10 protein-coding genes are annotated in these 14,245 nt (G+C 41.2%); 8 read left to right on the plus strand and 2 right to left on the minus strand.

Going from position 1 to position 14,245, the window contains the following annotated elements; genetic code table 11:
* From ACLCDV_RS09080 to ACLCDV_RS09095, 4 genes are all read left to right on the plus strand, one after another.
* Window positions 1-498, plus strand: coding sequence for a DUF2480 family protein (locus ACLCDV_RS09080; protein ID WP_411973471.1), 498 nt, complete (start codon window positions 1-3; stop codon window positions 496-498).
* Complete coding sequence (locus ACLCDV_RS09085; protein WP_411973472.1) at window positions 498-1,052, plus strand: NADPH-dependent FMN reductase; 555 nt, start codon at window positions 498-500, stop codon at window positions 1,050-1,052. The genes ACLCDV_RS09080 and ACLCDV_RS09085 overlap by 1 nt, the downstream gene beginning before the upstream one ends.
* Before the next feature lie 354 nt (window positions 1,053-1,406).
* A complete protein-coding gene (locus ACLCDV_RS09090) occupies window positions 1,407-3,374 on the plus strand; it encodes a sensor histidine kinase (protein ID WP_411973473.1) in 1,968 nt (655 codons plus the stop codon).
* 12 nt (window positions 3,375-3,386) lie between these two features.
* On the plus strand, window positions 3,387-4,013 hold the full coding sequence (locus tag ACLCDV_RS09095; protein ID WP_411973474.1) for a LuxR C-terminal-related transcriptional regulator: 627 nt from the start codon (window positions 3,387-3,389) through the stop codon (window positions 4,011-4,013).
* 9 nt (window positions 4,014-4,022) lie between these two features.
* Here the strand turns inward: ACLCDV_RS09095 and cydB are convergent, their stop codons facing one another.
* Together cydB and ACLCDV_RS09105 are read right to left on the minus strand one after the other, a co-directional pair.
* Complete coding sequence (gene cydB, locus ACLCDV_RS09100; RefSeq protein ID WP_294184595.1) at window positions 4,023-5,099, minus strand: cytochrome d ubiquinol oxidase subunit II; 1,077 nt, start codon at window positions 5,097-5,099, stop codon at window positions 4,023-4,025.
* A 6-nt stretch (window positions 5,100-5,105) separates the two neighbouring features.
* Complete coding sequence (locus tag ACLCDV_RS09105; protein ID WP_411973475.1) at window positions 5,106-6,443, minus strand: cytochrome ubiquinol oxidase subunit I; 1,338 nt, start codon at window positions 6,441-6,443, stop codon at window positions 5,106-5,108.
* A 226-nt stretch (window positions 6,444-6,669) separates the two neighbouring features.
* On the opposite strand from ACLCDV_RS09105, the gene ACLCDV_RS09110 reads away from it, so the two are divergent.
* The 4 genes from ACLCDV_RS09110 (at window position 6,670) to ACLCDV_RS09125 (ending at window position 14,243) form a co-directional block, all read left to right on the plus strand.
* Window positions 6,670-7,656: a hypothetical protein gene (locus ACLCDV_RS09110; protein WP_411973476.1), complete on the plus strand. Its 987-nt coding sequence runs from the start codon at window positions 6,670-6,672 to the stop codon at window positions 7,654-7,656.
* Window positions 7,657-8,094: 438 nt separating this feature from the next.
* On the plus strand, window positions 8,095-11,190 hold the full coding sequence (locus tag ACLCDV_RS09115) for a SusC/RagA family TonB-linked outer membrane protein (protein WP_411973477.1): 3,096 nt from the start codon (window positions 8,095-8,097) through the stop codon (window positions 11,188-11,190).
* Window positions 11,191-11,224: 34 nt separating this feature from the next.
* On the plus strand, window positions 11,225-12,835 hold the full coding sequence (locus ACLCDV_RS09120) for a RagB/SusD family nutrient uptake outer membrane protein (protein WP_411973478.1): 1,611 nt from the start codon (window positions 11,225-11,227) through the stop codon (window positions 12,833-12,835).
* Between the two features lie 73 nt (window positions 12,836-12,908).
* Window positions 12,909-14,243, plus strand: coding sequence for a sulfatase-like hydrolase/transferase (locus tag ACLCDV_RS09125; RefSeq protein WP_411973479.1), 1,335 nt, complete (start codon window positions 12,909-12,911; stop codon window positions 14,241-14,243).
* Window positions 14,244-14,245 lie beyond the last annotated feature (2 nt).

Here is a 14,245-nt window from a genome sequence, read left to right on the forward strand (position 1 = left end):
ATGTTTATCAATAAAGTTGAAAACACGGGTATATTGGCTTTAGATCTAATTGATTTTAAGACCAATCTTGCTATCCTAAGTTTTGATATCAAAACATTGTTGTATCAGGAAGCAATCGTTAAAGAAAAAGAATTCAGAGAAGCTTTGGCGGCGGTGGACTGGTCTGCTTTTCGAAATAAGGCGGTTGCCATTAGCTGTTCTGTGGACGCAATTATCCCGCCTTGGGTCTATATGGCCCTGGCGGAAAAACTTCATCCTGTTGCAGCGTATTACGATTTTAAGGCGATGGAGGATTTGGAAATAGACCTGTGGATGCAGGCTTTGCAAGCGATGGATTTCTCGCATTTTCAGCAGCAAAAAGTTGTCATAAGGGCCCGCCCTAATATTCCGGCGTCACTTTATATGTTGGCGACAGAACGTTTGATTCCTATTGTCCAGACGTTGATGTATGGTGAGGTTGGTATGCCAAAAGTTATTTTTAAAAAAGGGAAAGTATAATGAAAGCATTAATATTCAATGGCGCCTTGGAAAGAAGGCAAGAATCTACATCGGGAAAATTGTCACACTATTTTTCCGACCAACTGAACCAAAGGGGTGTTGAAAATACTATTTTTAATTTGGCTGATAGCGGAATACCCTTATTTGATTTGAGCCTCAATCGGGTACCCAATGCGGTCAAGATTATGAATAACTTATTTCTTGAGGCAGATATACATTTTTGGTTGTCTCCGCTTTATCATGGAAGTATTCCCGGTGTCATGAAAAACTGTTTGGATTGGCTTGAAGTCAGTGCTAAAAATAAACCGGCTTACCTGACGGATAAACATATCGGACTGGTTTGTTGGGCCGATGGTGTACATGCACTACAGGGCATTAATGCAATGGATGCTATCGCGAAGTCGCTCCGCGCCTGGACATTGCCCTTTAGTGTGCCCATCATGAAATCTGCGCTTTTTGAGTCCGACAATCCAAATGTGCTGTCTTCGGCTTACCAGTGTAAGCTGGACTTGCTGATCGATATTGCTACGAAAAAGAGTAGCGAATATCGTTAATAAAAAAGCCTCTCGAATTATCGAGAGGCTTTTTTATTAACGAGAAATGTTTTAGCCTATATTTAAATAGATTAGCCAAGCCCTATCTGGACAATTAATTTCAAAAAAGTAAAAGAATGTCTTTAGCAATTCATCGCGGAGATATATCTTTGTTTTTTGGACCCGCCATTTGATTACGCGGTTTTCCGATCTATATTTTCTATTGTCGACTTTGAAGAAGCCTCATCGACGGCAAATTTAGAGGTAGAGAGAAGTCTTTAACCACCGTAAGACTTTCTTATTACATATTATGAAACCATTGGCTGAAAAGGCCCCATTTAGTTTAATTGTTTAAATGATTAAGATATTGGATTAATGATGTTTCAGTTGAAAGAGTTAACGAAGATAATTGCATTTTTTATAGTATATTTTACTGTACATGCTGTAGCTGCACAGAGTTTTTTGCCATTGGATGAAAATAAATATCGATCTGATGCGGAAAAATTATTGCTATCGAGCTCGGGGGACAGTGTGAAAGCAATGCAGCATTTTTATTTGGCAGATTATTATAGATTTAGAGATACGAGCAAATTTTGGGATCATATGCAACAGGGGGAGCGGTTAGCCAAACCGTTCCGGAGCTTACAGGCGATGGGGGCACTTTACAAAAGCTTTTATTATGGGCAATTTCTGGATAGTAAAAATGCAGGAGTTGAAGCCCAACGATGTGTAGACCTCCTTGGAAATGCACAAAAGCCTTTTCAGCAGGGGCTTTTGGCCAAAGCTTGGTATAATCTGGGCTTAATTCGATTTCCTAAAAAAGGATTTGCTGATTTTCTGGATATCCTTAACGGGAAGTGTCTGCCTTATGCGAAAGCACATGATCCCATCATGGAAGGTAGTATAAATACGATGATCGGCATGACGTTTATGTCGTCCAATCAGCTTGCAAAAGCCGATGAATACCATCAATTGGCCATAAAACAGCTCGAGCAGCAACCGCCGAGTGCTGCACTTGTGGTGGCTTATCTCAATACAGTCAGTAATTATTGTTATCAGGTGAAATCCAAAGAAGCAAGAGTACTGTTGGACAAAGTCAAACAGCTCCTGAACGATTACCCGAATTCTTCTCAATTACCCAACTACTATTACAATGAGGCGCTTTATTTTACCACAAAGCAACAAACTGATGAAGCCCTTCGCCTGTTGGATATCGGTTTGGATTGGTCGGTGAAAATGAACAATTGGAAATTATTTCAGATGATGCGGTTCAGAAAATTTAATGTGTATCTCTTGCAGAAAAAGTATGCTGATGCTAAACTGCAGTTGGAGGAAATCGTGAAAAATGGATTATTAACGCGAGATCTCTACAACAGTAAAATTGTGTACAGTCAACTGGCGGGTGTGAATGAGCTGATGGGTAATTATCAGGATGCGCTGAAGATGTCCAATATGGCAAATAAACTATCCGATAGCATTCAGAAGGTCCAATTGCTGGAAAAAATGAATGAGATGGAGACGAAATATAAGACCGTTGAAAAAGAAAAAGAAATTTTGAATTTACGCGCAGAAAAGGACCGTAACCAATTTCGGATTTTTCTCGTTTTGGGTATTGCCGTTTTGCTTTTTTGTATTGTGCTTTTTGTTGCTTTTTTCTATCGAAAACAACGGAAGCTCAATACACAGATTCAGCTCAACCACGAAATCGTGTTGGACAAATTGGAAAAGGAAAAACAGCTGCAAATTTCGGAATCTATGCTCAAGGGGGAGCAGCAGGAGCGTCAGCGTATAGCCCAAGATCTGCATGATAGCATAGGAGGTATGTTAACAGGTCTAAAATTTAAGATTGCTGGTGATGTAGGAAAAGCTACGCTCTTGACTGATGAAGTGCCGAAGAAGTTGAACGACATCTTAGGCGAAGTAAGGCGCATATCCCATAATCTAATGCCCGAATCGTTGCGTCAGTTTGGATTGATAGCAGCATTGGAGCAATTGTGTATAGCAATGAAAAATAGTCATATTTCGATCCAATTTGAAAACTATGAACCTGAATTGAATGTGGATTTTCAAAAAGGATTGGCCATATATCGAATTGTTCAAGAGGCTATTTCAAATGCATTAAAGTATGCAAACGCAGATGCAATTATCGTTCAGGTAAGTAAATCGGACGAAGTACTGCATATCCTCGTTGAGGATAATGGCAAAGGCTTTGATTCCGCTGTGTTAAATTATGGATTGGGTTTGAATAATATGGTCAATAGGGTGAAATGGATCAATGGATCAATTGATATTCAGAGTAAGCTCGGATCCGGAACTCAAATCGAAATTGGTGTAACTGTTTAAATAGGCTGAGTCATGAAGATAATTGCAGTGTTAGACGATCATCCTTTATTGTTGGAAGGTGTTGCCTCTTTTCTCAATAATCAGGATGGGTATTTTGTATATCCCTTTTTGGAAGAGATTGCGTTAATTGAATTTTTAAAGGTCACGAAAGCGGATCTCCTACTTATGGATATGCAACTGTTGCAGACAAATGGAGTAGATGTCTGTACTCAGGTGAGGAAGCTGTTTCCTATGATTCCTATTGTTGCATTGAGCAATTTGGCCGATGGTAATCTTATTTTTCAGTTTATGCAGGCTGGCGGAAATGGCTATATCTTAAAGGATGTTAGCAACGAAGAATTTCTGGGCTGTGTACAGCTCGGCCTGGACGGCAAAGAAGCAATTTGTGATCGGGCAAAAGAACTTTATCGTGGTGCAATTTCTACGATCAGCAGTCTCCCCAGGCTTACACAGCGTGAAAAAGAGATTTTGACGTTGATCTCCAATGGACTTACCACGAACCAAATCGCCGAGCAGTTATTTTTAAGTCCAGTTACTGTGGAAACGCATCGGCGCAATCTCCTGACTAAATTTAAAGTTAAAAATATGATTGAACTTGTACAGCTTGCGATGAAACATAAATTGTTGGGACTCGAATAGAGACCGCTCTTAGTGGTCACCGTAACCGACGTCATCAAGCTTACCTTTGAAGACCCTAAATTGGATAATAAAATAAGCAACCACCAGAATTGCTGCAAACATAAACCAGCCTAAACCAACTGAAAGACCATATTCATGTGCTGCAGCATTTTGAATCGTCAAGGAAGGATTTACGTCATTCGTTGAAGGCAATAATATAGGGAACATGGAAGCAACGGTCGTGGCAAAGCTCCCCAGTATAAACAGGGATGAAAATAGGAAGCCAATACCATCTTTCTTAAAGGTCTTGATCCAAAATTGTCCAAGTAATCCAACAGCAGCAATCAAAGGAAATATCCACAGCCAATAATGATTTTGAAGATTGTTTAAGGAGATGGGTTTCACATAATGCCATACATAGGCCGATAGTAGGACGAGAATAAGCAAGACAAAGTTGAGTTTAAAAACAATATTCTTTAATCTAGTATTTAGTGTGCTGGATGTTTTCAGAATGACCCAGCCTGCACCGTGGATTGTTAATGTAACGACGGCAACTAAACCTAATATGATGGTGAACCAGTCTATAATGCCTTGATGTTGGGCTAATGGGTCAAATGTCGGGTTCCAAAGTGCTAAGAAGAAATAATGTGGCTCTTGGGTCGATACACCATTTTCTACCATACCTAGGTTTACTCCGCGAACGACATTGCCTAGGGCAGCGCCAAAGAAAAGTGCCAGCAACAGGCTTGCTAGACCAAAAGCTTTATCCCATAAAGCCTCCCAAAGCCGATGGTGAACCTGCCCCCTGAGTTCAAGACTTATCGCTCTAAAAATAAGTAACCATAATACAAGCATGAGCGGTAAGTAAAATCCACTGAAAGAGGAGGCATAAAGCGTTGGGAAAGCAAAGAATAGGACACCGCCGGAAGCGATGAGCCAGACTTCATTGGCATCCCAAAACGGCCCAATCGCGTTAGTAACAGCTTTTTTCTCCTGTTCGGTTTTAGCAAAGAATAGATGGACAATTCCCGCCCCAAAATCGTACCCATCGAGTACGATATAAATTCCCAGCATGAAAGTTAATACGATAAACCAGAATATTTCCATAGCTAATTAGGTTAATGCAACTGTCGTTTCAGGACCTTTTCTAATGATCTTCAAGACTAACATCAGAAATAACAAACCCAAAAGAATGTATAAACCAACGAAGCCGAGAAAGGTAAATAATGTATTTCCAGAAGATACGGTAGGGGATACACCGTCTACCATGCGCATGAGATTATAAACTAGCCAAGGTTGTCGTCCCAGTTCCGCCGTATACCAGCCTGCAGTATTCGCGATGTAGGGGAAAGGAATCATAAACATAATGATCCACAACAACCATTTCGTTTGATACAACCTGTTCCGCCAAAGCAGTAGCGCTCCGAGGACCATAATGCCAATGAATATGGTGCCCAAACCTACCATGATGTGATAACTGTAATACAGTCCGGGCACGTTCGTTGGATGTAAAGATTGGTCAAATTCATTTAATCCTTTAATTTCTGCATCCCAACGCTGGTAGGTCAGGAAGCTCAATACATTCGGCACGGCTATCTTATTGTCCAATTTTTTGTTTTCCATGTCCGGTTGACCGATCAGAATAATCTCTGATCCCCCTTTTTCAGTTTTGAAAATTCCCTCCATGCCAGCAAAGGCTGCGGGCTGATATTTGACTACATTTTTGGCTGCAAGGTCTCCGGTAGGAAACGCCAGTATAACGGAGGAAATAGCGCCAAAAATAACACCGCTTTTAACGAAGATCTTTCCAAACTTACTATGCCTGTCACTTAACAGATAGAAGGCTCCAATAGAAGCAACGAAAAACGAGCTGGTCACCAATGAAGCGGCTTGATTATGTAGATAAGATGGCCATAACCATGGATTACTGAATAATGCACTAAAATTGTTCAGTACAAATTTGCCATTTTCGAGAATCTCGTACCCAACAGGATGCTGCATCCAGGAATGCGTGGCGATAATCAGGAAACCACTGGCCCAAGATCCAATAAAGACCATGAGTCCGGATAAAAAATGGAGCTTATGCCCCAGCAACTTTTCTCCAAAAAGAAACATCCCCAGAAATGAAGATTCCAGGAAAAAGGAAAACATACCTTCCATAGCTAAGGTTTGTCCGATAATACCACCCGTAAGTTCAGAAAATTTGGCCCAGTTGGTACCAAACTGAAATTCCATGGGAATGCCTGTTACAACGCCCATGGTGAAATTAAGCGCAAAGATTTTCATCCAAAACTTGGAAGCATGGTTGTAGTCTTCATTTTTTGTTTGCAGAAATTTCCATTTGAAATAGACGATCATTAAGGATAAACCCATGGTCAATTGAGGGAATAAATAATGGAATGTAATTGTAAATGCGAACTGAAGTCGATTATAGAGAATCATATCTTCCATGTAGCCGAAGTTTTGGTTAAAAGACAGTTAAATATAGCCATTTTATTTGCGTATATATCCATGAAACTGTTTTATTTTTTGATAAAATAACTGGTTTTTTATTGTTTTCTGTCCTAAGTGTAAAATCTGAAAATCAAAACAAGGCATCCACCGCTGTAATCTCTTTTTTATCTTATCTTCGTCCGAATTTAAGATAACGGTGGAGGGGTATAAGAGCATTAGGGAAATGAAGAAAGTGCTAATTTTGATGGGTGTTTTATTGATCCCCATACTTTTTATTATACTGAATAATACGGGCCGGGGAACAGTCGCTAAAGATAATATTGTGTTTCGGGATAAATTATCTGATTACAATTTATTCAAGGGCAAAATTGCTGATCTTGTTCCAAATGACCAGGGGGTTTCTTATGAATTAGCTTCGGCCCTATTTACAGACTATACCGATAAAAAGCGTGTCATCTTTCTTCCTAAGGGAGGAAAAATGATCGCCTCAGACGATGGTTTGCCCAGCTTCCCCGATGGTACCATCATTGCCAAAACTTTTTTTTATCCCCCGAGAGATGCGGTGGGCGATGCGAGACAGCGGCTGCTTGAAACGCGTCTTTTGATTCATAAAGACGGACAGTGGAACGCAGCTACCTATCAATGGAATGCGACCCAAGATGAAGCTTTTCTGTTGATGGACAGTGCTTCCATGCATGTCTCGTTTTTGGACAACAAAGGTGTCGAGCGACAAACAAATTATATTATTCCTTCGCGAAAGGATTGTATGGCATGCCATCGACAAGGAAATCAGCTGCTCCCGATAGGTCCGAAGATCAGAAATCTAAACCGGATAATCGTTCACGATCGTGACAGCATCCAACAACTGGTCCGGTTGACCCAGATGGAAGCGCTCGATCTGAAATCGTTGAAAGTTTCCAATAGTTTACCCGGTTATGAAGATATTGGACAATCGACTGCAAATCGTGCCCGAGCTTATCTCGAGATCAATTGCGCCCATTGTCATAACCCTAAAGGAACCGCTTATATGACCATGCTGGATTTGAGGTATGAAAGTCCGTTCAATGAAACTGGAATTTGGTTGAAACAAGCTAAGATTATTGGACGGATGTCTACATTGGGAGAGATGCATATGCCTCAAAAGGGAACCACTGTACTTCATGAGGAAGGAATACTACTGATTAAAACCTATCTAAAAACACTACAATAGAAGCTTCTTGCTTATCCCTAATCGACAATCTTTTAAGCCTACCAGCTCGCTTTTATAGCCTCGCTGCATATCCTATTTATTTCTTTTAATAAAATCTATAGAATTGGTAGATTATATTGAAATTACTTCTATATTTGTGAGAAGATAACAGGTCGCGGTTGAAAACATGTATTACTTTTCAGCGTGGCGAATTAACACATTATTATGGAACATATCAATATTAGTAAAAGCACATTTTTCGTAAGTATTACTGTAAAGTCTTTGAAGGCTAAATCCCCTGATGTAAGAAAGATGCGAATGTGCATATAGGATAATTTCCCTTATCTTTTCTCAAACTGACAGCAGGGGAAGCGCTCGCTTCCCCCCATGTCTTCAAAATAAAAACAAGTTTTCGATTGGCGTTGGCACTTGTTCGTATTCACCATTAATACTTTATCTATGAAAAATCTTAGGGTACTCCGGTATTCTACCTTGTCGCTATGTTTACTATTATCTGGCGTTGGGCATCAGGTATATGCGCAAACAGATGTTAGACCGATTGTCAATGCATCCTTATCGGGATATGTATATGATGGCCAGCTTAAACAACCTCTTGAAGGCGTAACCATTCAACTCGAAGCCGTAACTCACGTTGTTACAACAGATCAAAAAGGTTTTTTTCAAATTGTAACGGGACAGAAATTACCCTTTTCGATTACACTCTCGCGCATTGGTTACAAAAAAAAGACCGTGTTAGTTTCCGAATCTCCCACGAAAATTGAATTGGATCCAGTTACACAGGACCTTGATGAAGTGGTCGTCGTTGGCTATGGAACGCAGAAAAAAATCTCGTTGACCAATTCAATCGCCAGTATTGATGGTGATAAACTGACGAAAAGACCGGTTTCTAATACGCAGCAAGCTTTACAGGGCCTATTGCCGGGGGTAACTGTACAAGACCTTGGTGGAAAACCAGGACAATCAGCTGCCAATATTCGAATCAGAGGACTGACTACATTTAATACCAATTCGAGCAGCACCAGTGGCTATGATCTCAGCAAGAATAATGCTTTGGTCATCGTGGATGGAATCGAACAACCCTGGTCCAAGTTAAACCCCAATGATATCGCCTCAATTTCAGTCCTGAAGGATGCTGCTTCCACGGCTATATATGGATCACGCGCGACCAATGGTGTCATTATTGTAACCACCAAAAGTGCAAAATCTGGACATGTTGTGATTGATTATAATGGTTATTACGCTTTACAGAAATCAATTAATAAGCCAAAGCAAATGGATGCCGTATCCTACCTCCAACTGCAACAGGACGCTTACCGCAATGCGGGACTGACGGTACCAGCACGATTTAGTGATGAATCCATTACGGCTTACCAAACGGCAACTGATCGTGAAAAATATCCTTTACCGAATACATGGTTTGACACGTTGTTGAAAACGGCTCCTCAGCAAGACCACGCTTTGTCATTCGCTGGTGGAAATGAGATCCTGCGCTCTAGATTGGCGGTTCGTTACAACAAGCAGGATGGTATTATTGAGCATTATGGGGCTGAATTGGCGGATATTCGGCTAAACAACGATTACAAAGCAACTTCTTGGCTTAATTTTACGGGAAGTATAAACTACCGATATAGCAAAGCCGCCGAGCCCGGACGTGATCCGATCAATAACTTTCTCCATGGCTCGATGTGGGTGGTGCCTAAATATGATGATGGTACCTACGGATTAAGTACACAAGGAAATAATCCTTTAATGTTGATTGAAAAAAGTGGTTTTAAAAAGGTAAATGAAAATTACCTAAGCTCCATCGTTAAAACGGACATTCAATTAGCGAAAAACTTGTTGTTTACTTCCCAATTTGGTGTTAGGGTAAACCTCAATAACAGCAAAACCTTTTTGAACGCTTTTGACAATAAAGACCGAAATACAGGTATCGTAAAGAGCTTTCCGATCAATTCATTAACCGAAATTCGTGATAATAGCAGCGAGTATACATGGAACAACCTGTTGACCTATCAGTTGACGGCTGGGCCAAATCATATCAAGGCATTAGCTGGGTATTCACAGATTCACAATTACCAAAATTATCTTACGGCCTATCGCGAACGATTCTACAACAATGACATTACCTCTATTGGGCAGGGCGCTGACGACGCTACAAAAAATAATAGCGGCTATGATGTGCAGTATGGCTTGCGCTCTTTTTTTGGTCGGGTAAACTACGATTGGAAGGGCAAGTACCTGCTTGAAGTGAATGGTCGCTATGATGGTTCATCCCGTTTTACGGGAGACAAACAATATGGTTTTTTCCCTTCGGCATCAGCGGGATGGCTCTTATCAAAGGAAGGGTTTTGGGAACCTATCCGAAATTGGTTGAACGAATTTAAGTTGCGTGCTTCCTGGGGAAAGACGGGAAACCAATCTGTCGACTTGTATAGTTATTATTCGGCCTTGATCGCTGCAGGATATGATTTTGGGGGTAAATCTGTACAGGGCTATCGGCTGGACAGTTATGCCAATCAGCAATTGGGTTGGGAGTCTACGACACAGTATGACTTGGGTTTGGATGCCGCTTTCCTAAACAATCGCTTGACGTTTACCTTGGATTATTATAACAAGGTTACCGACGATATTTTACTGAATCTGGATATTCCTGCCGTTTTGGGATTAAAACCTTCGCCCCAAAATGCTGGAACGGTACTGAATCGTGGCTGGGAATTTAGTGCAAATTATCAGAAAAGACCAAGCGCTCCTGGGGCTTTTGCTTACCAATTAAATGCAAATTTTAGTATCAACCATAATGAAGTAACAGATCTAAAAGGTACAGGACCCTATATCGCAGGGTCGGATATCGACCCAAGGTATATCATTGCCAAAGGGCTACCGATCAATACCCTTTGGGGATATAAGACCGACGGCATCTTCCAGTCTGCGGAGGAAATTAAAGCTTATGGTGCTACGTATGCCACCAATACGAAGCCCGGAGATGTGAAATATGTGGATTTGAATGGCGATGGTATAATCAATGCAAATGACATGGCCGCCATCGGAAATTCCTTTCCCAAATATACCTTCGGAATTAATGGGAGTTTCAGTTTTAAAAATTTTGATCTTGATCTCCTTTTTCAAGGAGCAGCGAAAGTCGATACGCGTTTGTCAGGTGCTTTGGCGGAGATGGGAAATCAGGAAGGGTTTACACATGAAATATTCACAGGCAATTATTGGACACCGACACATACCGATGCACGCTTTCCACGCGTGGTCAAATATGATTTGCGTAATGTCGCAACGTCGGACCGTTTAGTGGTCAATGGTTCTTATCTGCGTCTGAAAAATATACAGGTTGGGTATACAATACCCCTAAATGCAATCGGAAAGACAGCAATCAACAAACTACGGGTATACCTATCCGCGACAAATTTATGGACAATTTCAAAATTGAACGAATGGAATTTGGATCCCGAAGCGGAATCTGGACGGGCAGTATATTATCCGCAAACTGGACTTTATACACTGGGTGTGAATTTGACCCTGTAGTGTGAATGTTACTATACTATTTAATTGAAAACTCATGAATTTTTACAAATATCTATATCAAAAAGGAAACTGGATTTTCAGTTTCGGACTGTTTTTGCTTATGCTGATTGGCTGTGATAAGAATCTGTTGGATTCCGTACCAACAGACCGTCTGTCAGAAAATATATTTTGGAAGAGCCAAGCCGATGCGGAGCTTGCTGTAAATGCGCTCTACAATGATCTTGATGGAGCGGAAATCTTCTATTCGGATGCATTGACGGATATAGCGCATGTCAATCAGCCTTTCGCTGTGGATGCGTATATCGAGCTTGGTACTTATGACGCTTCAAGCTCCCGATTGTACAATACCTGGAGTAGCGCCTATAAAGGAATCGGGGCGGCCAATTACTTTTTAGCGAATATTGGTAAAATCGAGGGCAGCCGGGATGAAGCACTAATCGCCAGATTTATCGGCGAAGCTCGTGTGTTAAGAGCCTATCAATATATCAAATTGGCCTATTTATTTGGTGGGGTACCTTTGGTAAAAGCACCGCTGACCTTGGAAGAGGGAAGGGCGGTACAACGCGCTGACCTTAAAGAAATTTACGATTTTATTGACACCGAATTAGAACTGGCTGCGGCAAGTTTGCCTGAAAGCTACTCCAGTAACGATATCGGGCGCATAACCCGTTGGGCCGCATTGGGCCTGAAAGCACGGTCAGATTTATATGCAGGACGATTTGCAGCAGCAGCAAAAGCCGCAAAAACGATTATCGATAGCAAACGATTTGAGCTTTACCCCTTGTATGCAAATCTGTTTACGTATGCGGCTGAAAATAACAAAGAGGTGCTGTTGGATAAGCAATTTCTGGAAAATATATACACGCAAAGTGTTTTTAACCTCTTAGCCCCCTATAGCCAGCAAAATGGGCAGAGTACCTATGTGCCTACCAAAGCCTTGACAGATAGTTACGAGACTTCCAGTGGGTTGGTAATTACGGATCCCAATAGTGGTTATGATCCCAAAAATCCCTATAAAAATCGCGACCCGAGGCTTACTTTTTCAATTTTTTTGGATGGCGATCCGCTTCCCAATGGAGCTATTTTTCATCCGGCACCCAATAGTGTCACTGCAGATGCTGTGGGGAGTACCTATATTGCTTCCACAACAGGTTTCAATATAAAGAAGTATATCGATAAAAAAGATTTGGCAAACCCTTCAAAAAGTGGATTGAATATCATGCTACTGCGTTATGCTGAGATATTATTGACCTATGCGGAAGCAAAGATTGAGCTTGGCGAAATTGATGGCAGTGTTTACGAAGCCATCAACCAAATTAGAAATTCACGCACTGATGTAAAACTTCCTATAATAAGTAATCAAGTAAATCAAGAGCAACTCCGCCAGTTGGTTCGTCGCGAGCGTACGGTTGAACTGGCATTTGAGGGATTGCATCTCGCGGATATAAGACGATGGAAAACGGCCGAAAAGGTTGTTCCTGGTAAAGTGTATGGCATCACGTATCAAAATAATAACGGCGAAGCAGTTGTCGTTGAAGCAGCCTCCGAAAGCCGTGTTTTTGATTCTAAAAAGCATTATCTCTGGCCCATTCCTCAACGGGAAATTAACCTCAATCCGAATCTAAAACAGAATCCAAATTGGTAAAAATTGTTATCTTGTGGCACGAATCCAATTAACTCATGCAAATATGATGCGATACACTAAACTTATGACCTCTATGGCTTTATTTTTACTGGTGGCTTTTGCCAATGCCCAGCAAAAAAAGCCTAATATTATCTTGATTCTGACCGATGATCTTGGTTATAGCGACATTGGTTGTTATGGAAGTCCGAATATCTCAACCCCTTTTTTGGATTCGATCGCCAGTAAGGGCGTGAGAGCAACAAACTTTATGGTTTCTACGCCCTCCTGTACACCGTCAAGAGCTTCTTTATTAACAGGAAGATATGCTTCCCGTTATAATCTTCCCGCACCGATCGGTCCGGGCTCCAATTTAGGTTTGCCTGATGACGAGGAAACGATTGCTGAATTATTAAAAAAGGTAGGCTATAGAACTGCGTTAATCGGGAAGTGGCATTTAGGGGATAAACAGACTTACCATCATCCTAATCAGCAAGGCTTCGATTCTTTTTATGGCATGCTGTATAGCCACGACTACCGCGATCCTTATGTAAAGACAGATTCTGTCATTAAAATCTTCAGGAATCGGAAACCCGAAGTAGTTGCGCCCGATGATTCGGACCTGAGCTCACTTTATCACAAAGAAACAGTGAAGTTTATAGAAGATCAAGATAAAGATCATCCATTCTTTTTATACTATGCACATAATTTTCCGCATCTTCCTTTGGCATTTGCCAATAAAAAGAACCGATTTGCAGATCAGCAAAATGCTGGCCCACTTGGTGCGGTGATGCAGGAGTTGGATCATAATTTTTCGGAGCTCTGGAAAACGGTTGAGCGAAAAGGCCTCGCCGATAACACCATTTTGATTTTTTCAAGTGATAATGGCCCCTGGATATCCTATCCATCGCGGATGTCTGACGATCATGCCACAAAAAATTGGCATGTGGGTACTGCTGGAGTCTTCAAAGGTTCGAAAGCCGAAACAACAGAAGGTGGTGTCCGTGTACCTTTCATTGTTTATGGCAAAGGCTATGCACAAGAAGGAAAAGTTATTCGGCAGGCAATTAGCAACTTGGATGTATTGCCTACGATAGCCAAATGGACTGGTGCATCCTTGCCGAAGAAATCCATTGATGGCCAAGCGATCGATTCTTTGTTGAACGGGAAATCGGAAGACTTAAAAACAGCACATAGACCGATATTTTTTGTGAATTATGGACATGTTGAGGCTGTTCGGTCAGGCGACTGGAAGTATCGGCGGATAGCAGCCGGAGTCAATCAGATTTCGGGCAAACCCTATGATGCTATTGAAGAATTACATAACATTGCCTGGGATCCGAGTGAAAGAACCAATATTTTAAAGGACTATCCCGAAAAAGCGGCGGAATTACGTGTATTGTTTGAAAGCTTTGATGGAAATATGAAATAGGT

It is taken from the genome of Sphingobacterium sp. Lzh-3 (assembly GCF_046764375.1).
Classification (GTDB): Bacteria; Bacteroidota; Bacteroidia; order Sphingobacteriales; family Sphingobacteriaceae; genus Sphingobacterium.

Bases quoted from the DNA above. Each gene is read 5' to 3' on its own strand.
- ACLCDV_RS09085 (WP_411973472.1), top strand. From the start codon at position 498: ATGAAAGCATTAATATTCAATGGCGCCTTGGAAAGAAGGCAAGAATCT.
- cydB (WP_294184595.1), bottom strand. From the start codon at position 5,099: ATGGAAATATTCTGGTTTATCGTATTAACTTTCATGCTGGGAATTTAT.
- ACLCDV_RS09105 (WP_411973475.1), bottom strand. From the start codon at position 6,443: ATGGAAGATATGATTCTCTATAATCGACTTCAGTTCGCATTTACAATT.
- ACLCDV_RS09125 (WP_411973479.1), top strand. From the start codon at position 12,909: ATGGCTTTATTTTTACTGGTGGCTTTTGCCAATGCCCAGCAAAAAAAG.
- ACLCDV_RS09110 (WP_411973476.1), top strand. From the start codon at position 6,670: ATGAAGAAAGTGCTAATTTTGATGGGTGTTTTATTGATCCCCATACTT.
- ACLCDV_RS09120 (WP_411973478.1), top strand. From the start codon at position 11,225: ATGAATTTTTACAAATATCTATATCAAAAAGGAAACTGGATTTTCAGT.
- ACLCDV_RS09115 (WP_411973477.1), top strand. From the start codon at position 8,095: ATGAAAAATCTTAGGGTACTCCGGTATTCTACCTTGTCGCTATGTTTA.
- ACLCDV_RS09080 (WP_411973471.1), top strand. From the start codon at position 1: ATGTTTATCAATAAAGTTGAAAACACGGGTATATTGGCTTTAGATCTA.
- ACLCDV_RS09095 (WP_411973474.1), top strand. From the start codon at position 3,387: ATGAAGATAATTGCAGTGTTAGACGATCATCCTTTATTGTTGGAAGGT.
- ACLCDV_RS09090 (WP_411973473.1), top strand. From the start codon at position 1,407: ATGATGTTTCAGTTGAAAGAGTTAACGAAGATAATTGCATTTTTTATA.